Raw genomic sequence first — 20,028 nt, forward strand, 5'->3', positions numbered from 1 at the left:
TGAGTGACGACACAACAGAGCGCAGGGGGTATGGACATAGTCGAGCTACGGACACCCACAGCGATTGTGCGTCATGGCAACGGGCGTTTGACGGTGCTGCGGCCTGGAACCGACGGCGAGCGCGTGCTCGACGTGCCGGTAAGCGACCTGCTCAAGGTGCGTTTGAACCGGCGCGCCGATGACGCCGTCGTCATCGAAATATATTTGCGCTACCCGACCCCCGTCCTGACCGGCGTCCCCGCCGACCGGACCCCGCTGCCGGTGCTCATCGCCGAGCACGATGTGCCCGCCGCCACCGTCATCGTCGAGCGCATCAACAATCAGATCCTGGCCACCCAGCGACTGGACGTGGCCGCCCCCGACCTCACCCCGCCCGCGCCCTCCTGGGGACGCAGCGGACCCGCCCGCGCGGATGTGGATCGCGCGGTACGCCGGATGGCGCCCAAGCGGGACGCCAAGGCGGCCGTCGCCGCGCTGCAGCGCTATGTCACCCCCGGCGAATACGTGCTGGAGACCGCCCTCGTCACCGCGCAGGCGCCCGCTCCCCGGGCCACCGGACTGCTCGCGATCACCACCACCCGGATGATCTTCGTCTCGCTGAGCTCGGGCAAGCGTTTCGCCCACGAGCTACCGGTGGCGACCCTGCTGTGGGCACGCACCACCGACGACGCCGAGGCGCCGGGCGCCGTGCTCGCCGAATACGGCGTCGAGGTCAGCGACGGCAATCTGACCTGGCATTTCACCGGCACCGACCGGGCCGACACCGATCGGGTAACGGGCGCTTTGAATTTCGCCATCCAGCGCGAGGTGGCCGACGGCGCCGCCGGGCCGGCGGATCCGGGCGTGGCGAAGCTGTACTCCGAATGGGAATTGCTGGTCGAGCGGCATTCGCTCGGCATGGTCGACGACGCGCAGTTCCAGCGGTACGGACGCGGAATTCTCCGGTCCCTGCCCGATTGAGCACCGAGCGGATCGAGTGAAAAGGTTTGGGGGTCAAGCCCCCCGAACCCGACCGGCTTATTCGTCCGGCTGCAGAGCGATACGCCGCCACGGACTGGTGGGGCGCATCCACAGGCGCAGCAATTCCATCCGCCGGTCCACGCCACCGGATTTCAGTTCCGCGAGGTCCTCGCACGCCTGCCAGTAGGTCCACCCGGCGAGATAGGCATCGCCGAATTGCCGCCAGTTCCGGTATTTCCGCTGGGCCGGGGGCAGTGCGCGCATGAGGTAATCCCAGGCGACATCGGCGTCGAGGTAGCCCGCTGTATAGGCCATGCGGGCGACGGCGACCACGCGGGCCAGATCCCAGGCCTGGATATCGGTGGGCAGCGGGCGCACCAGATGGTCGGTGAGGCCGAGTTTGATGGCCTGCGACCAGATGTCGTAATCGCGGACCAGCGCTTCCGGATTCTCCATGCCCCGGAACGAGCCGACCTGCCGCAGGAACGCGCGGTGCCGATCGGCGCGCTCGCCGAAGCGATCCCGTTCAGGGGAGTTGATGGCCGCCATGACGAGTGGATGCACGAGCGCGTAGAGCGGACCGTGCATACCGTCCAGCAGCTGTTCCATCGAGGCCATGGCCTCGGTGCCGTCGGTGATGCCCCAGGCGCCGGTGAGGGTGTCGATGGCAAGTTCGCGGCGATCACCGAGGGGATGGTCGCGTTCGGGGCCGAGCAGCAGGGCGTCGTGGAAGGCGTCCCAGCGGGAGGAGTAGAAGCCGCCGAGCGAGAGGGCGCGCAGTTCGTCGTCGGAGACCTGCGCACCGGACCAGTGATCGTCCTCGCGCTGGTCCAGCTCCGGGTACGGAAAAGTCGTCAGCGTGGGCACGTCGCGGGCAGCCATACCCCGATTGTTCCCCATCGATCTTGGAGTGGCCCGCTATTCGCCGATCGCGTGTGCCACACCGGCCGCGTCGGGTGCGAATAATCGGCAAACCATTCGGTTCGGAATTCCGGATGCCACTGTGCGACATTCTCACGGGCGCGGCGCGACACACTCACGCAATTGTCTGAATCTTGCCCTGTCACAGCGGGTAATCGGGCGCTAACCTCTGGGGGCATGAGTGGGAACATCACCCTCCTCCGCGGGCTGAGTCCGGCCGCCACGGAGCAGGAAATCTACGCAGCGGCGCAGGAATACGTGCGCAAAGTCGGCGGGGTGTCGGGATTGACGACGGCCACCAAGGCCGCGGTGGACAAGGCGGTGGCCGCCATTGCCGCGGCCACCACGCAATTACTGGCGGAATTACCGGAGCGCCGGGCCTCCGAAGGCGAGCCGCCCGCCCGGCGACGCGCCGCCCGGGACACCGTCGCGGAGGAAGCGAGCTGACGCTCGCCGACTCACACGCCGTAGACCGCCACGCAGTCGAGCGCGACCTCCAGTCGCGTACCACGCTGGTCGAGAGAGTGACCGAGTAGTTCTTCTATGCGCTGAATCCGGTATCGCACCGTGTTCTTGTGCACGCCGAGCAGTTTCGCGGCCGCGTCCGGGCTGCGGCGGGCTCGCAGGTAGGCATGCAAGGTTTCCCGCAGTCGCGCCGACTGTGCGTCGGGTGCGGCGAGTGCGCCCAGTTCCCTGTCGATGAGCGAACGCATGGCGGTCTCGTCGGATCCCGCCAGATAGGCGATCTCCACCTCCGTGTAGTGCAGTGCCCGCGGCAGGCCCGGGCGGGCGCGCTCGGCGACCTGCCGGGCGGCGACCGCCTCCCGGTGACCGGCCCGGAAGCCGGCGGCGTGCGCGGCGGGCACGCCGATCGCCACCCGCACGGGCGCGTCCACCGACCACACCGGATCGCCGGGCTCGGGCAGCGCGTCGTCCACGCCGATCCACGCCCACAGCGCGGTCGCACCCGAGGGCACGGTGAGCAGGCTGCCGTTGCCGAACGTGCCCGCGTAGCGGGCTACGATCCGGTCGAGCCGGCCGACGGCCTCGCCGGTGCCGTCCGACGGCAGTGGCGCGGCATCCTCGTCCGTCCACAGCACCAGCGCCAGATGCCGCTGCGCCAGCCGGTATCCGAGCCGGCCCGAAGCGGTTTCGATATCCACCTCGGCGCCGTCCAGCAGGGCGCGCACGGTCTCGGCGCGCTGGGTGAACGCGGCGCGCAGGCCCCGCTCCCGCTCGGCCATGTAGGTGTCGGTGAGAGCCTCGACCGAGGTGCTGACCCAGCGCGTGGTGCGGTCGAAAAGCCTCAGCAGCACCGATCTTTCGATGTCCTGCGGCAGCTGCCGCTGTTCGAGCACCTCGGTCATGTAATCGATGACCGCCTCCTGGCCGAGGTGGTAGACGCGCAGCAGCAGCCGCACGTCATAGCCGCGGCGGGCGACGGTGCGGGCGAAGGCGTGCGCCTCCGGCGGGACCGGGTATTCGAACAGGTCCTGGGTGAGGCCGCTGAGCACGGCGACCGCGTGGGCGCGGCTGCTGGCGGCCAGGTCGCGGCGCATATCGCGGTCCCGCATCTCCGGGATGCGGGCGATGATGGCGTCGTCGAGGCGGGTGACGACCTGTTCCAGGGTTTCGGCCGGGAGGGTTTCCGCGACGAAATCGGCGATCCAGAGCCGGATCTCCGCCGGGTTCGCGGGCGTCACCACGGGCACTCCTCCGAGGTTGTACTCAGAGCACAAAACCGACCGGAACAATTGACCCGATTGGCCAAGCATGGGCTCACGAAATTGTGTCACGATCATAGTCCAGTGAGCTGGGGCACAGCTCGCCGTCGCAACGTAGCGCACGTGGGGAGAGGCACATCGTGACCAATACCGAACCCGCCGCGGGCACCGCTCGCAAGACCGGGACCCGCAAGCCGGCCGGGACCGCCGTCAAGGCCACCCCGAAACCGGGAGCCACCCCGAAACCGGGAGCCACCCCGAAACCGGAGGCGGCCCCGGCGCCCGCCACCGAACTCGAGGTCCGCAACCCGGCGACCGGCGCACTCGCGGGCACGGTACCGATCGATTCGGCCGAGACGGTCGCCACCAAGGTCGCCGCCCTGCGCGCGCAGCAGCCCGCCTGGGAGGCCCTGGGTCCCGACGGGCGCAAGGAGTGGCTGCTCAAGCTGCAGGACTGGCTGGTGGACAACACCGATCGCCTGGCCGACGTGCTGCAGTCCGAAACCGGTAAGGCCCGGGTGGACTCGCTCATCGACCCGGCGTTCTCGGTCGATCTGACCGGCTACTACGCCCGCCGCGCCGCGAAATTCCTTGCCGACGAACACCCTTCGCCGCACAGCCCGCTGGCCCGGGTCAAGCAGCTGACCACCGTGTTCCGGCCCTATCCGGTGGTCGGTGTGATCACGCCGTGGAACTTCCCGCTGGCCATGCCGGTCATCGACGTGATTCCGGCGCTGGCCGCGGGCGCCGCCGTCATCCTGAAACCCTCCGAGGTGACACCGCTTTCGGCGGTCGAGCTCGCGCGCGGCTGGCGCGAGATCGGCGCACCGCCGGTGTTCGAGGTGGTCACCGGCGCGGGCGAGACGGGCGCGGCCGTGGTCGGGAACGCCGACTACATCCAGTTCACCGGTTCCACCGCCACCGGCCGCAAGATCGCGGCGGCCTGCACCGAGCGGATGATCCCGTTCAGCCTGGAGCTCGGCGGCAAGGACCCGGCCATCGTGCTGGCCGACGCCGACCTGGATCGCGCCGCGCACGGCATCGCCTTCGGCGGACTGTTCAACGCCGGGCAGGTGTGCATCTCGGTCGAGCGCGTGTACGTGGAAGCCCCTGTCTACGACGAGTTCCTGGCGAAGCTGACCGCCGCCGTCAAGGAGGTCCGCCAGGGCGTGGACGGCCGCCAACCCCGGTACGACATGGGCGCACTCGCCAACGAGAACCAGGCGCAGATCGTGCAGCGGCACGTCGAGGAGGCCGTCAAGGCGGGTGCACGCGTCACGACCGGCGGCAAGCGCACCGGCGTCGGCACGCTCTTCGAGCCGACCGTGCTCGCCGACGTGGATCACACCATGACCTGCATGACCGAGGAGACCTTCGGGCCCACGCTGCCGGTCATGAAGGTGGCCGACGAGGCGGAAGCCATTCGCCTGGCCAATGATTCGATCTACGGCCTGTCCGCCTCGGTCTGGTCCGGCGACAAGGATCGCGCCGAACGCGTTGCGCGCCAACTCAACGCGGGCGCGGTGAACATCAACGACGTGTTCGCCAATATGTTCAGCTTCGCGCTGCCCATGGGCGGCTGGGGCCTGTCCGGCGCCGGCGCGCGCTGGGGCGGTGCCAACGGCGTGCGCAAGTACTGCCGTCAGCAGGCCATCACCAAGCCGATCCTGCCGACGCAAACCAAAGAGCCGCTGTGGTTCCCGTATTCGCCGGCCAAGCTGACCATCGCCATGGGCGCCATGCGGGCCGCGGGCACCCGCGGACTGCGGCGGATCAACCTGCCCGCCATCATCAAGACCGTGCGGGGGATGTGATGACCGACTTCGGAACGATCGCCGGCAAGGTCGTGGTGATCACCGGCGGTGCGCGCGGCATCGGCCTGGCCACCGCGACCGCCCTGCAGGCCCTCGGCGCCAGGATCGCCATCGGCGATATCGACGAGACCACCGTCAAAGAGTCCGGCGCCGCACGGGGTTTCGACGTCTACGACCGGCTGGACGTCACCGACCACCAGTCCTTCGACGCCTTCCTCGACGAGGTGGAGCGCCGCCTCGGCCCGATCGACGTGCTCATCAACAATGCCGGGATCATGCCCACCGGCCGCGTGGTGGACGAACCGGATCAGATCACCCGCCGCATCCTCGATATCAATGTGTACGGCGTGATCCTCGGTTCCAAGCTGGCCATCGGGCGCATGCTGCCGCGCGGGCGCGGGCACGTCATCAATATCGCCTCGCTCGCCGGCGAGACCCACATTCCGGGCCTGGCCACCTACAACGCCAGCAAGCACGCGGTGCTGGGCTTCACCGACACCCTGCGCGAGGAGTACCGGGGCACCGGGCTGCGCTTCTCCTCGGTGCTGCCGACGCTCACCAGAACCGAACTGGGATCCGGGGTTACGGGGCCCAAGCTGCTGCGTCCGGCCGAGCCGGAGGAGATCGCCGACGCCATCACCAAGCTGATCGTGGAGCCGCGCTCCAAGGTTCGCGTCACGGCGGTGGCGGGCATCATCTCGCAGGTGGTGGGTCTGCTGCCGCAGTCGGTGGGCGATGCCGTCGGGCGCGCGCTGGGTGCGCAGAGCGCGTTCCTGGACGATGTGGACTCCGACGCGCGCAAGGCCTATGAGAACCGGGTGCGCGAGTAGCTCACCGTAGGGTCGGCGGCATGGGTAGCAGGAGTGCGGTTTTCGCCGGATTGTCGACACTGGATCTCGCCTATGCCGTCGACCGGTATCCCGCCGAGGACTCCAAGACCCAGGCCGCCGACCTGTTCCTCGGCGCGGGCGGACCGGCCGCCAATGCGGCGGTGACCTACGCCTTCCTGTCCGGCGCGACCCCGGCCCTGGTGACCGCGCTGGGCAAACATCCACTGGCGGAACTGATTCGCGGTGATCTGCAGCGGCACGGGGTCACCGCCGTGGACCTCACGCCCGACGGCGATCAGCAGCCGCCGGTGTCCTCGATCATCGTCGCCACTGCGACGGCCACCCGGACCATCGTGTCGCTGGACGGATCCCGGGTCGACCCGGCCCTCGACGAGACCGCGGCCGAGGTGCTCGACAGCGCCACGGTGCTGCTGGTGGACGGCCACTATCCCGAACCCGCGCTACGGCTGGCGACGGCGGCGCGGGCGGCGGGCGTGCCCGTGGTGCTGGATGCCGGCCGCTGGCGTCCGGTGCACGGCGCACTGCTGCCGGTCGTCGATATCGCCATCTGCTCGAGTGCCTTCACTCCGCCTGGGGTACAGGGCGATTCGGCCGGTGAGGTGTTCGACCACCTGCACGCGGCGGGACCGCGGCTGGTCGCGATCACCGGTGGTGGCGGCCCGATCCGATACTCGCTGCCCGGCGAACGCGGCGAGATCCCCGTCCCCGCGGCGCCGGCGGTGGACACCCTCGGGGCGGGCGACATTCTGCACGGCGCGTTCTGCCATTTTCACGAGCGTGGCGCGGATTTCCCGGTCGCACTGCGGCGCGCGGCCGCGGTGGCGACGGCCTCCTGCGGTTTCCTCGGCACCCGGGAATGGATGCGGCACTTCGATATTCGGTCGATTGGATAACGCGTTCAGTCGATGCGGTAGCGGCGTCCGGCCTTGCGCAGCACCAGATCGGCGCGGGTGCGGGTGGATTCGACGAGGGCGGCATTGCGGAGGTCGCTGTGCGCCACCTTGGCCCGCGCGGCCTCGAGGGTGCGGCCGCCGCGAATGTGACGGCGCAACAGGCGTTGTTCGATGATCGGCCGCGGCACGTCCAGGTACCAGGTCTCGTCGAGCAGCGGGCGCACGGCGGCCCAAGCCGGGTGGGCACGATCATCGAGCAGCAGGTAGTTGCCCTCGGTCACCACGATGGATTGGCGATCGAACACGATGCCGCCGGGGACCGGTTCGTGGATCTCGCGATCGTAGGTGGGCCAGGACACCGGCGTGCCCGGCTCGGTCTCGCGAACGGTGCGCAGCCGGGCCACATAGCCGTCGATGTCGAAGGTGTCGGGTTCGCCCTTGCGATCGAGGAATCCGGCGGCGCGCAGCTGGGCGTTGGTGAGGTGGAATCCGTCCATGGGCGCGACTTCGGCGATCGAAGCGCCGGCGGCCAGATTCAGTTCGTCGCGAATGCCGCGGGCGAGAGTGGATTTGCCGGCACCGGGCGGGCCCGCGATACCGAGCAGAAACCGACCGGAATGCCCGTCGGCGCGGCGGCGAACGCGAGCCGCCAACTCCGCCAACGAGGTTTCGACACTGCCACGTATCGCCACCCCTCCGAGCCTACGGGGAATCAATGCCCGCCTTCGGGAATGGCACGCACCAGCGCGTGCAGGTCCTCCTCCAGCAGCCGCGAGAGCCGGTAGGTGATCACGAACGCCAGCACGCCGCCGACACTGATCAGCCGCAGCGGCACGATCACCAGCGACAGATCGGCGGTCGACACGAAGGTCACGGTGGCCACCGCCAGCAGCGGCACCGACGCGGCCGCGGCGAGATAGAAATTGCTGCGCCGCGCCAGCGCCGACAGCTGCCGCCGATCGGCGGGCCCCACCGAACCGCGCGCCAGCAGCTGCGGATACAGCGACCGCACCGCGTACACCATGATCAGGAAGAACGGATAGGCCAGCGCGATGGTCGCGCACACCACCTGCGCGGTGAAGAAGTGCGCGAAGGCATTGTGCGGCAACCGCGCTCCCGTATCGGACAGGGCCAGCGGCCACGCCACCCCGGCGATCAGCCACATGGCGAACGGCACCCACACCGCCCGCTCCCCCATCAGCAGCGTGTCGGCGCGGGCGTGGGCCAGCTGGGCCGGGGTGTACCGGTGCCCGCGGGCCAAGCGGTAGGAGACGGTCAGCGGCCGCCGCGCCAGCCACAACAGCAGCAGCGCCGCCAGCGGGAAGGCGACCAGATTGTTCACCAGCGCCACCTGCTCGAACCGCTGCTGATCCACCAGCGGCAGCTCATTCACGACGAGACTCTGGTTGATCCGGACGTTGTACCAGCTGGCCACGGCATTCGGCAGGCCCACGCACAGCATCGCGATCGGCACCGGCCAGCCGCGCAATCGGGCCCACAGTGTGTGCGGCGGCGGATCCACCAGATCCCGGGCCCGCGGATCGAGGCACAGGTTGAGCTGCCCGGCCAGCTGGCCGCCGGTCTGCCAGCGCCGCGCCGGATCGGGTTGCAGACATTCCAGCAGCACCCGCCGCAGGGCGGCCGGGGTGTCGGCGGGCAGCGTGTCCAGGGCCGCCGCGGGCACGCCCGCCAGCCGCCGGGCCAGCATGGCCCGCATCGCCCCGGTATCGGTCCCGGCGCCCGCATCGTCGAATGGCAGTGCGCCCGTGAGCATTTCCCACAGCACGAGTCCGAGCGAGTAGATGTCGCCGCGGGTGTCCGGCAGCGGCGCGGCCGGATCCAGCTGCGCGGCCAGCGCCTCGGGCGACCGATACCGCAGCGCCCCGGCATCATTCGCGCCCGCCCCGAGGAACGCCCCACTCCAGTACACCGGCCCCAGCGCGAAATCCGCGAGCTTGGGCACCCCTTCCGCCGTGAGGAGCACATTTCCGGGCCGGATGTCGCGATGCAGCACCCCCTGCCGCAACCCGTAGTCGAGCGCCTCCGCCAGCCGCCGCCCCACCCACGCCACCGTTTCCGGCCAGCTCAGTCCGGCGATCTCGGCCCGCACCCGGGACCCGGCCGGCCGGATCTCACCCTTGGCCTCCATGGCCGCGTCGATGGCCCGCAGCAGCAGTCCGCCATCGGCGCTGTCGCGCCCGGCCGTCGCGGATTCCTGCCGCAGCCGGGCCAGCACGCCGTCGACGGTGCCGCCGGGCAGGTACTGCATGTACAACAGCCGCAACGGTTTTCCGGTGCTGCCGTCGGCAATCAGGCGCTGGTCGAAGACCCGCACGATGTGCTGGTGGTCGAGCTGCGCGACGGTGTCGGTGTCGCTGTCCACGCCCGCCTCCACCCGCACCGCGACCAGCCGCTGCATGGACCGCTGCCGGGCCAGGAACATGCGGCTGTGTTCACGGCCGCCGAGATCGGTGAGCAGGTCGAAATCGTCGAGGCGGCGGCCGGTTCCGATGCCCGCGGGCAGCGCGGGCGGCGGGGGCGGCGGGGTGTCGCCGGTGAAGCGGCGGCGGATCTCGGTGGCCGCCTCCGGGTACTCGGCGGTGAAGCTGTCCACGTCCACCGGCCGGAAGCGGCTGCGGGCCACGTACTCCTCGCAGACCAGGTCGGCGAAGTCCGGGCTGGTCCCCACCTCCGGGAATTCCCGGCGGTACTCCGCGAGCCGCTTCTCCATTCCGGCGCGCCGCCGGCGCTGCCGCATGTCCACCCGCACCAGATCGGTGAGGACCGCGAGCCGCACCTCATCGCCGTCGGGCAGATAGCCGGCCAGGGGCGGCGGTTCGCCGCGGTCGCCGCGCAGGGTGGATTCCCAGTCGGCAGCGAAGCGGGCGAGGGCTTGCGCTGCGAGTTCACTCACGATTCGGTACCCGCCCCGTTTCCGCGCGCCCGCGACGAGGGGGTCGACGACACCACCCGCTCCAGCGCCGCCAGGTCGGCCTCCAGCGCCCGGAACATGGCATAGATCAGGACGAAGGCCGCGATCCCGCCGACGCTGAGCACCCGCACCGCGACGATCACCTGCGGAATGTCGTCCGGCGGAAGGAACGTCACGCCCGCCACCGCCAGCAGCGGGACCGACGCCGCGACCGCCAGATAGGTGGTGCAGCGGTGGCCCAGCCGGTGCAGCCACACCGCGTCCTCGGCGCTGATGTCCCCTTGCCGCAGGAACATCGGATAGATGCACCGCACCAGATAGAAGGCCACGAGGAAGAACGGATACGCCACGGCGATGGCCCCGCACACCACCAGCGACACCAGGAAGTGCACCATGCCACGGGCCGGTAGGTCGGGAGCCGTCATGCGCAGCACCGTCGGGAAGGTGATGCCCGCGAGCACCCACAGCGAGAACACCACCAGGGAGATGCGCTCCCCGGCCAGCAGCACGTCCCCGCGGGCTCTGCGCAGGGTCTCCGCGTCGTATTCGCGGCCCAGCCGCACCCCGCGCGGCACAAAGATCAGGGACCGGCACAGATAGGCGATGACGGCCGTCCCGAGCGGGAAGAACACCAGGTTCACCGTGGTCGTGGTGACCATGAAGGTGTGCATGGCCGACTCGGACAGGTGGTTGATGATGAAGGCCCGGTTGTGCGCGATGTTGTACAGCGACGCCAGCAGGTTCGGCACCACGATGGCCAGCGTGACCAGCGGAATCATCCACGGCCGCAACCGCATCCGCCAGCTGTGCGGCGGCGGGTCGACCAGGTCGCGGGCGCGTTCGTCCAGGCACATGTCGAGCTGTTTGGCCAGGATCCCGCCGCTGCTCCAGCGCTGTTCGCGGGTGGGCTCCAGGCAGGTGAGCAGGACCCGGCGCAGCGCGGCGGGGCAGTCGGGCGGCACCCGGCCGAGGGCGGCGGTGTCGACGCCACCGCGCCGCCGCGCGAGCATGGCCTCGAGGGTGGTGCGGTCGCCGTGATCGCCGGGCCCGGCGGTGGTGTCGTCGAAGGGTTTCGCCCCCGTGAGCAGCTCCCACAACACCACGCCGAGGGAGAAGATATCGGCGCGGGTGTCCAGGTCGCCGGCGCTGCTGGCGGTGCCGGGGTGGCACGCGTCCAGCTGTTCCGGGGACATGTAGGACAGCGAACCGCCGAAGTACGCGACCGGACCGGCACTGTCGATATTCCGGCTGAAGCTGATGTTGAAGTCGGCCAGTTTCGGTACCGCCTCGGCGGTGAGCAGCACATTCGCGGGCTTCACGTCCCGGTGCAGGACCCCGTGCCCGTCCGCGTAATCCAGTGCCTCGGCCAGCCGGCGGCCCAGCCACGCCACGGTTTCCGGCCAGGACAGCCCGGCCAGCTCGGCGCGCACGCTGGAGTCGGTGGGCCGGATCTCGCCCTTCTCCTCCATGGCCGCGTCGACCGCGTCCAGCAGTAGCCGTCCGCTGCGTTGCCCGGGCGGGGTGGCCCGCACCCAGCGCAGCACGCCGAGCAGGGTGCCGCCGGGCAGGAACTGCATGTACAGCAGTCGCAGTCGCCGGCCGGAGTCGGTGCGCAGGTCCGACATCAGCCGCTGGTCGAAGACCCGCACGATGTAGTCGTGGTCGAGCTGGGCCAGGGTCTGCGGCTCGGTGCCGTGGTCGGCGGAGATCTTCACCGCCACCAGCCGCTGCAGGGAGCGCTGCCGGGCCAGGAACACCCGGGCGAACGCCCCGGAACCAAGACTTGTCAGCAGGTCGAAATCATCGATGCGCTGCCCGATTTCGATGCGATCGAGCAGTTCCCCGGTCTCGGGCGTGGTGATCCCGCCGGTGGCCGGGGTGGGCTCGGCCGGCGCGCCGACCAGCTGCGAGGGTTCCTCGTACAGCGTCACCTCACCCGGTTCGGGTACCCGGGTGGTGTCGCCGTCCACGGCCGGCCCGGGCCGGGCGGTGGGCTCGAGCTGCGTCCGCTCGAGCTGCGTCCGCTCGGAGCGTTCGAGCCCGAAGTCACCGCGCGTGGATTCGTCCAGCCCGGCCCGCCGCGTGCTCTGATCGTCGTCGTCGGCATTCAGCAGTTCCCGCAGCTCGGTCGCCTGATACGGATATTCGCGCAGGCAGTCGCGCGGATCCACGCGCTCGCCGCTGTGCCGGCGGATGACGAACTCCTCGTACACCAGCCCGGCGGGCAGATCCCGATCCGCGAGTTCGGGGAATTCGACGCAGTAGTCGCGCAGCCGTTTGGGCGGGGAGACCTCGGTTCCGGCGGGTCGGTGCAGCCAGCGGTGGCGCATGTCCACCCGGATGAGCTCGATCAGCGCACCCCGTCGCAGCGTGGTGGCGTCGGGCAGATAGTCGGCGATCCGGGGCGGAGCCGCAGTGGAGTCCCACGCCGCCGTGAAGGCGGCGATCGCACTCGATTCCGTTTTCGCCGAGTAACCGCCGGAACGGTGGTCGGAACCAGAAGCCATGTCCGCACCCCTCTGGCTCGGCACGGATGTCGTGATCCGCACTGTCGATCCGAGGATGTCGTGGATTCTGAGATTGGGACAAAGAACCCGCCACACCCCACACCATCATCCCCGACTGCTAGCCGGAATGATAACTTGCGGCTCACGAGCGGATCACCCGATTTCGACACGAGGCGACGGGGGAACATCAGCATGCACGACGAGGGCACGGCGCTAGCGGCTGAAATCGCCACAGCCGGCACCGCCGAGGAGGTAGCGGTGGCACGCACCACGGCCGATTCCGACACCCCATCCGACCGTCCCCCCGTGGACCTGACCACGGCCACCGGCATCGCCGCGGCCGTCCAGAACGGCTCGATCTCCCCCGAGGACGCGGTCGGCGCGGCGCTGGACCGGATTCGCGCCCGCGATCGGAAATTGAACGCTTTCAGTCTCGTTCGCGAGGAAGCGGCCCGCGCCGAGGCCCGCACGGTGGCCGAACGACCGGATCTGGACATGCTGCCGCTGGCCGGCGTGCCGATCGCGGTCAAGAACAATATCGACGTCGCCGGCGAGATCACCCGGGGCGGCTCGCTGGCCGGTCCCGATACCCCAGCCACCGGCGATCACCCGGTGGTGCGGCGGCTGCGCGCCGCGGGTGCGGTCGTCGTGGGCCTGACCACGGTGCCCGAATTCGGGCTCTGGGGTGTCACCGACAGCCCGGGCAGCATCACCCGCAGCCCGTGGAACACCCGCTACTGCGCGGGCGGCTCGTCGGGTGGTTCCGGCGCAGCGGTCGGCTCCGGCATGGTCCCGATCGCGCACGGCAATGACGGGCTCGGCTCGGTCCGCATTCCGGCCGCCTGCTGCGGTGTGGTCGGCCTCAAGCCCGGCCGCGGTCTGGTGCCCGCCGAGGTGGGGCTGGACTCGTGGGGCGGGATGACCGAGAACGGGGTCCTCGCAACGACGGTCGCGGATACCGCGCTCATGCTCTCGGTGCTCGCGGACCGCCCCGACCTGGCCGATCTGGAGACGCCCTCGACGCTGCGCATCGGCCTGGCCACCGGGGCTCCGACACCGCTGGGCCATATCGACCTGGCCTGGACCGCCGCCGCCGACAAGGCCGCCGCGGCCGCCTCCCGGGCGGGCCACATCATCGGCGTCGCCGAACTCCCGTATCAGGGCTCGACTTTCGCACTGCTGCTGCGCTGGCTGGGCAATGCCGCCCGCGAGGCCGCGACCGTCCAGCACCCGGATCGCCTGCAGCGCCGCACCCGGGTGCACGTCGCCCTCGGCAGGGCGGTGCTGAAGTCCGGACTGCTGCGCCCGTCGCAGGTCGATCGTGTGGAGGCCCGGCTGCTCGACTACTTCGAGCGCTACGACGTGGTCATCACGCCCACCCTGGCGACCCCTGCCCCGCGCGCCCGCCGCTGGCATTCCCGCCCCTGGCTGGCGAATGTCCTTGCGAACACGAAGTTCTCGCCGTTCACGCCGCTGTGGAACCTGGTCGGCTGGCCCGCGCTGTCACTACCCATGGGCCTGCACCCGCGCACCGGCACCCCGGTCGCGGCGCAGATCGCGGGCCCGCCCGGCAGCGAGTCGACCATCCTCCGGCTGGCCGCACAGATCGAGGCCGCCCACCCCTGGCAGCGCGTCGCTCCCTGAGCACACCCGGATACAGCACACCCGGATACAGCACAGCGCCGCGTCACTAGGTGACGCGGCGCTGTGCTTCTGTCCCGATACCGTACTCCCGGACGGACCGCGGCAACCTCCGACCCTCTGCCGCCGCCCGTTTCGACCGGTCCGGGCCGGGGCCTACTGGGCCGCGACCGGTTCCTTCTCGGCGAAGCCGCCGTCGAGGACGCGGACGGCGAACTCGAGGATGGTGGGGCGGTCGTCGTCGGCGCGCCAGGCCACCGCCAGTTCGCAGGGGGCCAGGCCGGTGACCGGGCGGGCGGTGAGGCCGGGCCAGCGGTACATGGGGACGTTGTTCTCGGCCAGCAGGCACACGCCCAGGCCGAGGCTGACCGCTTCGAGGCGCTCCTCGGCGGTGGCCGCTTCCGCGCCGATCTTGGCCTGACGGCCGCCGCGGGCGTCCGCACCGAGCCAGAAGTCCCGTGCCGCACCGGCTTCGGCGGGCATGGCGATGAAGGGCTCGTCGATCAGGTCGGCGAAGTCGATCTGCTCCTGGCCGGCCAGGGCGTGGTTCTCGGGCAGCAGCACCCAGCGCGGTTCGGTGCGCAGCACCTGCCAGCGGTAGCGGCTGGTGTCGGGCACCGGCAGCCACATGAGCGCGAGGTCGGCCTGACGACCGGCCAGCCCGCTGGACGGGTCGGTCCAGGACGCGGAGTGCAGGGCGAGCCGGTGGCCGCTGGCGCTCTCCAGGTCGGTGATCAGGCCGCGGCCGATGGAGGACTGGATGCCGACGCGCAGCACCTCACCGGCCTCCTGCAGGGCGACATTGGTGACTTCCCACAGTTCCAGAATCTTCCGCGCGCCTTCGAGGAGTTCCTTGCCGGCGACGGTCAGGGCCACGCTGCGCTGATTGCGGTCGAACAGCACGACGTCGAGCTGGCGCTCCAGCTGACGGATCTGTCGTGACAGGGTGGGTTGTGCGATGTGCAGCCGTTGAGCGGCGTTGGTGAAATGCAGTTCCTCAGCGACGGCGACGAAATACCGCAGGTCGCGCAAATGCGGGTCCATAGCCCCTTGCTATCAGAATCGGTCTTGATTTTCCAGCCGTATCTGACCCAAAAGTTTGCAACTGGATCAGAAAACAGCCGTCAGGTTTGTTACAGACAGCATAGGACTCCCCCGAAACATTCTGTTAACCGGACCCGCGAATTCCTGGCCATTCACCGACGCCCACCCGCCGACGCCCTAGCGGACACTTGACCAGCAGTTACACATAAATCCGCCCCCACGCCCGATTCCCACCCGACCCGAGCGCTGACATCCAGCAACGACCACTCCCCCGGCCCACGCCCCAAACCAGCCCACCGGGTGAGTTTCGTCACATCAACGCCGAAGGCCGCCCCCGGTAACCGGCAGCGGCCTTCGTTCAGATCCTCGAGAGTTGCTACTCCCCGCCGTAGACCTTCGGGTCCAGGGTGCCGATGTACGGCAGATCTCGGTAGCGCTCGGCGTAGTCGAGGCCGTAGCCCACCACGAACTCGTTCGGGATGTCGAAGCCCACGGCCATCACATCCACCTGGGTGCGCAGCGCGTCGGGCTTGCGCAGCAGCGTCACCACCTCGAGCGAGGCCGGGTTGCGGCTGGACAGGTTGCGCAGCAGCCACGACAGCGTCAGGCCGGAGTCGATGATGTCCTCGACGATCAGCACATTGCGCCCGGCGATGTCCTTGTCCAGGTCCTTCATGATGCGCACCACGCCCGAGGACGAGGTGGAGGACCCGTAGGACGAGACGGCCATGAACTCCATCTGCGTCGGCACGGTGAGCTTCTTGGCCAGGTCGGTCATGAAGAAGATGGCGCCCTTGAGCACGCCCACCAGCAGCAGATCGCCCTCAGGGGCATCGGCGGGATAGCGCTTGGCGACCAGTTCGGCCAGTTCCTCAACCTTGTCGGCGATCTGTTCCTCGCTGATCAGCACCGACGCGATGTCGTCCCCGTACACGTCCGCTGGTTTCCCTTCAGTGATGTCGACCCGAATCCGGGTTCACTCCGAACCGAGTATGAGCCTGCCATGTTCACGCGCGGCAACCAACCTCGTCCCACTGGCCGAACCGCCCACCGCGACCCCGCCCTGCCCCCGCCACCGCGTGACCAGCGCCTCGACCGCTCGTAAATTGCTGTCCGTCAAGGATTTTGCGCCACGCCCGAGCAACCATTCGCGAATGACGCGGCGGCGGACCGCGGGCGCGGCAGTGGCGAGCATCTCGATTCGCAGCCCGTCACCGTCCCGGGCGGCTGCCAGCAACTCTCCGGCGAGCGCGTCCAGCACCTCCCCGTCCTCCCGCAGGTGCGCTGCCGTGCGCGCGAGCGCGGCGGCCACGCCGCCGCCGAGCACGTCCTCGAGCAGCGGCAGCACCTCGTGCCGCAGGCGAACCCGGGTGAATTCCGGCGCGCTGTTGTGCGGGTCCTGCCAGGGCGTGATCCCCAGATCCGCGCAGAGTTCGCGGGCCACGCTCCGCCGCACCCCGAGCAGCGGCCGCCCCCACGGCGCATCGAATTCCGGCATCCCCCAGATGGACCGCGCCCCCGACCCACGCCCCAGCCCGAGCAGTACCGTCTCGGCCTGATCGTCCAGCGTGTGCCCGAGCAACACCGGCAATCCCTGCCGTGCCTGGTCCAGCGCCGCGTACCGGGCGCGCCGGGCCGCCGCTTCCGGACCACCCGGGTACCGGGCCTTGCCCGCACGGTCGCCGAGGCCCGCGGGGCGGCCGATGTCCGGGTCGCGATCGGCGATGTCGGGGCCCGTCCCGGCACGCTCGACCGTCACCGTCAATACCCGCGCCGACCGGCAGCCCAGCTGCGACGCCAGCGCGGCCGCCGCCGCGGCCACCTCCGCCGACCCGGTCTGCAAACCGTGATCCACCGTCAGCGCGTCCACCACGTCCGCCTCCGCACAGGCGGCGGCTGTCAGCGCGACCGAATCCGCCCCACCCGAGAGGGCCACGGCGACCACCCCGTCGGGCGCGTACCGTCCCAGCCATTCCCGCACGGCGCGCCGCATCTCCAGTGCGGCAGGCGTCTCGGGCAGCCGGGGCCGATCGTTCACGCCCTGATCGTCGCACGCGGGCCCCGGGGCACGGCGCGGCGGCAACGGCTCAGCCGAGGACGCGGGCGACCCAGCGCTGCGGTTCGCCGATTTCGTCTGTGCGGGGCAGGGTTTCGGGGTCGGTCCAGATGGTGTTGAACCGCGCCATGCCGACGGTGTCGACGACCTCGTCGACGAAGGCCTTGCCGCGCACATACTGGGCGACCTTGGCGTCCATGCCGAGCAGTGCCCGCAGCAGCCGCTGGATGGGGTTGGCGGGGCGCTTGCGGCGCTGATCGAAGGCGGCGCGGATGCGGGCGACCGAGGGCACCACGGCGGGTCCGACGGCGTCCATGACGTGGTCCGCGTGGCCCTCCAGCAGCGTGCCGAGCATGAGCAGGCGGTCGAGGGCTTCGCGCTGCGGTGCGGCCTGGGTGGCGCGCAGCAGCCCGATGACACCGCCGGCCGGGTCGTCGCCGCCGCGGCGGCGCTCCTTCACGGCGTCGACGAGCCGGGCCAGCATGTCGGCGAGGGGTTCGTCACCCGCCTCACCGAGCACCTCGACATTGCGGCGCATGTAGCCGGCGATCCAAGGGGCGGACGAGAATTGGACCCGGTGGGTGACCTCGTGCAGGCACACCCAGAGCCGGAAGTCGCTGGGCGGCACGGCGAGTGCGCGTTCCACCGCCATGATGTTGGGCGCGACCAGCAGCAGCGTGCCGTCGGGCCCGGTGAACGGGTCGTACTGGCCGAGGATGGCCGTCGACAGAAACGCCAGCATGGCCCCGGCCTGCACTCCGGCCGGTTTGCCGACGAGTTTGCCCTTCTCCCCGGGTTCCAGGCCGCTGCCGGTGAGCTGGGCCATGGATTCGGCGGCGGCGTGGATCCAGCCGGGCCGGTCCACGATCAGCGCGTCCGGTACCACCGACCCGTCGTCGAGACCGCTGACCTCACGGACTGGCCCCTCGGCGCGCACCGAGGCGGCGGCGAGTTCGGCGACCGCGTGTTCGGCCGAGTACCGGGATGTCCGCGGCCCGGCGGGGACCAGCGCGGCGCCGGTGCGGGCGGCCACGTTCCAGTCCACCACACCGGTCAGGTTGGTCCGGGTGCGAGCGGGGGCCACAGGGTTTTCGGATCCGGTCATGTTCATCCACCCGTCAGGAGCAGCCACAGTTGCGCAGTGCGTTGGCGACGGCATCCAGCGCGGGTCGGCTCACCTCCGGCGGCCGATCGTTCGACATCAAGGCGAACGTCAGGACCCGTCCGTCGCGGTCCAGCACATAACCCACCAACGCACTCGAGACGGACAGAGTTCCGGTTTTGGCCCGGATCCACCCCGCCCCGTCGCGATCCCGGTCGACATAGCGGCTCGCCAGCGAGCCGGTGCCGCCCGCCACCGGCAGGAAGTCGAGCAGCGGCGCGAGCGGGGAGCCGTCGGTGCTGGTCGCGGCCGGGTCGGCGGTCGAATTGTCTTGCGGTACAGCACCATTGGGCAGCGCGGCCACGGTCAGCACCCGGTTGAGCAGGCGCGGGGGAATGTGGTCGTCGGTCGAAAGCCCGCTGTTGTCGGCCATTTTCAGGCCGGTCAGATCGAATCCGGCGGCCTGCAGCACGGTCGTCATGGCGGTCACCGCGCCGGTGAAGGAGGCTTCCTGCCCGCTCGCCACCGCGACCTCGCGGCCGATGGCCTCGGCGAGCACATTGTCGGAGTGCACCATGGCCTGCAGCATGCGTTCCCGCAGTGGCGCGGACTGCACGGCGGCCAGCTGGTTCGCGCTCGCCGGGGCGGTGCCCAGCTTCACCTTGGCGGGATCGACGCCCAGTTCGGTGGCCAGCTTCCGGCCCGCGTCGAGGGCGGGAGTGGGGGTGCGGGGCGAATATTCGACCAGCGGGTCGAGGCGGCCGCCGTCGATCATGACCGGGTCCAGCGGTGCGATGGAGCCGCCCGCGATATCGGCGTTGTCCCAGCCGGGCGCGAAGTTCGGGCCCGCGTAGGCGGAGGTGTCGACCACGATGGAGTCCACCCGCTGCCCGGCGGTCTTGATCTGCGCGACCAGGTCCTGCAGCCGGGGCGCGTCCGGGTAGTAGCCCTTGCCGTCGGGCTGCGCGGTGATGGTCGGGTCACCGCCGCCGACCAGCACGATCTCGCCGGGAACCGAGCCGGTCACCACCTTGGTGGTGATCCGGTGATCGTCGGGCAGGGCGAGCAGTCCGGCCGCGGTGGTGAGGATCTTGGCGGTGGAGGACGGGATCATGCCCTTGTCCGGGTCCATGGTCCACAGCACCTTGCCGGTGTCCCCGTCGGAGACCGAGGCGGCGAAGATCCCGAGGTCCGGATTGCCGACCACCGGTCCGAGCGCGGCGGCCAGCCCGTTCGCGGAGGCGGCGGGCGCGGTCACCGGGGCGGGCGCGACCTGCGGAATCGGCTTCACGGGCGCGGGCGGATCGGCGATCGTCAACCCCCCGTGCCGGAATTCCTCCGTCCACGGCTTCAGGATCACCGCCACCGCCCCGGCCGCCGCCACCACGACGACCAGCACCAACGACACCACGATCCAGGTTCTGCGTCGCCGCTTGGCCTCCAGACCACCGATGTTCTGCTTGTTCCGACCAAACACCTGCCGCTGTCTCCTGTATCTGAGTGCGCCGCCTTCGGCGTCGCGGGTTCGCGGCCAAGGCGCAGGCCTATGGAGCCGAAAGCTCGGTTCTTCACTCCTACGCTCA

General features: G+C 70.2%; 16 protein-coding genes. 6 read left to right on the forward strand and 10 right to left on the reverse strand.

The features are described 5' to 3' along the window. Positions 1-93: 93 nt before the first annotated feature. Positions 94-960 (forward strand): hypothetical protein, encoded by an 867-nt coding sequence (locus tag ABZV44_RS03660; protein WP_354831447.1) that lies wholly within the window; start codon positions 94-96, stop codon positions 958-960. A gap of 57 nt (positions 961-1,017) precedes the next feature. Here ABZV44_RS03660 and ABZV44_RS03665 read toward each other — a convergent pair whose 3' ends face one another. Then, positions 1,018-1,842 carry a DUF1266 domain-containing protein gene (locus tag ABZV44_RS03665; protein ID WP_354831449.1) on the reverse strand — a complete coding sequence of 275 codons (825 nt, stop codon included), beginning with the start codon at positions 1,840-1,842 and terminating at the stop codon, positions 1,018-1,020. 216 nt (positions 1,843-2,058) lie between these two features. On the opposite strand from ABZV44_RS03665, the gene ABZV44_RS03670 reads away from it, so the two are divergent. Further along, positions 2,059-2,328 (forward strand): DUF2277 family protein, encoded by a 270-nt coding sequence (locus ABZV44_RS03670; RefSeq protein WP_354831450.1) that lies wholly within the window; start codon positions 2,059-2,061, stop codon positions 2,326-2,328. Positions 2,329-2,339: 11 nt separating this feature from the next. On the opposite strand, the gene ABZV44_RS03675 is transcribed toward ABZV44_RS03670, so the two are convergent. Further along, positions 2,340-3,587, reverse strand: coding sequence for a helix-turn-helix domain-containing protein (locus tag ABZV44_RS03675; protein ID WP_354831453.1), 1,248 nt, complete (start codon positions 3,585-3,587; stop codon positions 2,340-2,342). Between the two features lie 158 nt (positions 3,588-3,745). On the opposite strand from ABZV44_RS03675, the gene ABZV44_RS03680 reads away from it, so the two are divergent. From ABZV44_RS03680 to ABZV44_RS03690, 3 genes are read left to right on the forward strand one after another with little or no spacing between them, the layout of a single operon-like run. After that, positions 3,746-5,419 carry an aldehyde dehydrogenase family protein gene (locus ABZV44_RS03680; RefSeq protein WP_354831455.1) on the forward strand — a complete coding sequence of 558 codons (1,674 nt, stop codon included), beginning with the start codon at positions 3,746-3,748 and terminating at the stop codon, positions 5,417-5,419. Next, positions 5,419-6,249: an SDR family oxidoreductase gene (locus ABZV44_RS03685; protein ID WP_354831458.1), complete on the forward strand. Its 831-nt coding sequence runs from the start codon at positions 5,419-5,421 to the stop codon at positions 6,247-6,249. The genes ABZV44_RS03680 and ABZV44_RS03685 overlap by 1 nt, the downstream gene beginning before the upstream one ends. Before the next feature lie 20 nt (positions 6,250-6,269). After that, positions 6,270-7,163 carry a PfkB family carbohydrate kinase gene (locus tag ABZV44_RS03690; protein ID WP_354831461.1) on the forward strand — a complete coding sequence of 298 codons (894 nt, stop codon included), beginning with the start codon at positions 6,270-6,272 and terminating at the stop codon, positions 7,161-7,163. A 5-nt stretch (positions 7,164-7,168) separates the two neighbouring features. Here ABZV44_RS03690 and ABZV44_RS03695 read toward each other — a convergent pair whose 3' ends face one another. Genes ABZV44_RS03695 through ABZV44_RS03705 form a run of 3 tightly spaced genes read right to left on the reverse strand, consistent with a single transcriptional unit; the run spans position 7,169 to position 12,602 of the window. Continuing rightward, a complete protein-coding gene (locus tag ABZV44_RS03695; RefSeq protein ID WP_354831463.1) occupies positions 7,169-7,855 on the reverse strand; it encodes a nucleoside/nucleotide kinase family protein in 687 nt (228 codons plus the stop codon). Positions 7,856-7,875: 20 nt separating this feature from the next. Next, a complete protein-coding gene (locus ABZV44_RS03700) occupies positions 7,876-10,077 on the reverse strand; it encodes a protein kinase (RefSeq protein ID WP_354831465.1) in 2,202 nt (733 codons plus the stop codon). Then, on the reverse strand, positions 10,074-12,602 hold the full coding sequence (locus ABZV44_RS03705) for a serine/threonine-protein kinase (protein ID WP_354831468.1): 2,529 nt from the start codon (positions 12,600-12,602) through the stop codon (positions 10,074-10,076). The genes ABZV44_RS03700 and ABZV44_RS03705 overlap by 4 nt, the downstream gene beginning before the upstream one ends. 258 nt (positions 12,603-12,860) lie before the next feature. Here ABZV44_RS03705 and ABZV44_RS03710 point away from each other — a divergent pair, with 258 nt between their 5' ends. Next, entirely contained in the window at positions 12,861-14,246 is a 1,386-nt protein-coding gene (locus tag ABZV44_RS03710) for an amidase family protein (protein WP_354831471.1), read from the forward strand. A 153-nt stretch (positions 14,247-14,399) separates the two neighbouring features. On the opposite strand, the gene ABZV44_RS03715 is transcribed toward ABZV44_RS03710, so the two are convergent. From ABZV44_RS03715 to dacB, 5 genes are all read right to left on the reverse strand, one after another. Continuing rightward, positions 14,400-15,287 carry a LysR family transcriptional regulator gene (locus ABZV44_RS03715; protein WP_354831474.1) on the reverse strand — a complete coding sequence of 296 codons (888 nt, stop codon included), beginning with the start codon at positions 15,285-15,287 and terminating at the stop codon, positions 14,400-14,402. Positions 15,288-15,663: 376 nt separating this feature from the next. Beyond that, entirely contained in the window at positions 15,664-16,221 is a 558-nt protein-coding gene (gene hpt, locus ABZV44_RS03720) for a hypoxanthine phosphoribosyltransferase (protein ID WP_354831477.1), read from the reverse strand. 42 nt (positions 16,222-16,263) lie between these two features. Beyond that, positions 16,264-17,280: a tRNA lysidine(34) synthetase TilS gene (locus ABZV44_RS03725; RefSeq protein WP_354831682.1), complete on the reverse strand. Its 1,017-nt coding sequence runs from the start codon at positions 17,278-17,280 to the stop codon at positions 16,264-16,266. A 94-nt stretch (positions 17,281-17,374) separates the two neighbouring features. Further along, positions 17,375-18,448: a zinc-dependent metalloprotease gene (locus tag ABZV44_RS03730; RefSeq protein ID WP_354831480.1), complete on the reverse strand. Its 1,074-nt coding sequence runs from the start codon at positions 18,446-18,448 to the stop codon at positions 17,375-17,377. Between the two features lie 13 nt (positions 18,449-18,461). Continuing rightward, the gene (dacB, locus tag ABZV44_RS03735; protein ID WP_354831482.1) at positions 18,462-19,922 is read right to left on the reverse strand and encodes a D-alanyl-D-alanine carboxypeptidase/D-alanyl-D-alanine-endopeptidase; all 1,461 of its coding nucleotides are present in this window, start codon (positions 19,920-19,922) and stop codon (positions 18,462-18,464) included. Positions 19,923-20,028: the final 106 nt, after the last annotated feature.

It is taken from the genome of Nocardia sp. NPDC004860 (genome assembly GCF_040609015.1).
Taxonomy (GTDB): Bacteria; Actinomycetota; Actinomycetes; order Mycobacteriales; family Mycobacteriaceae; genus Nocardia.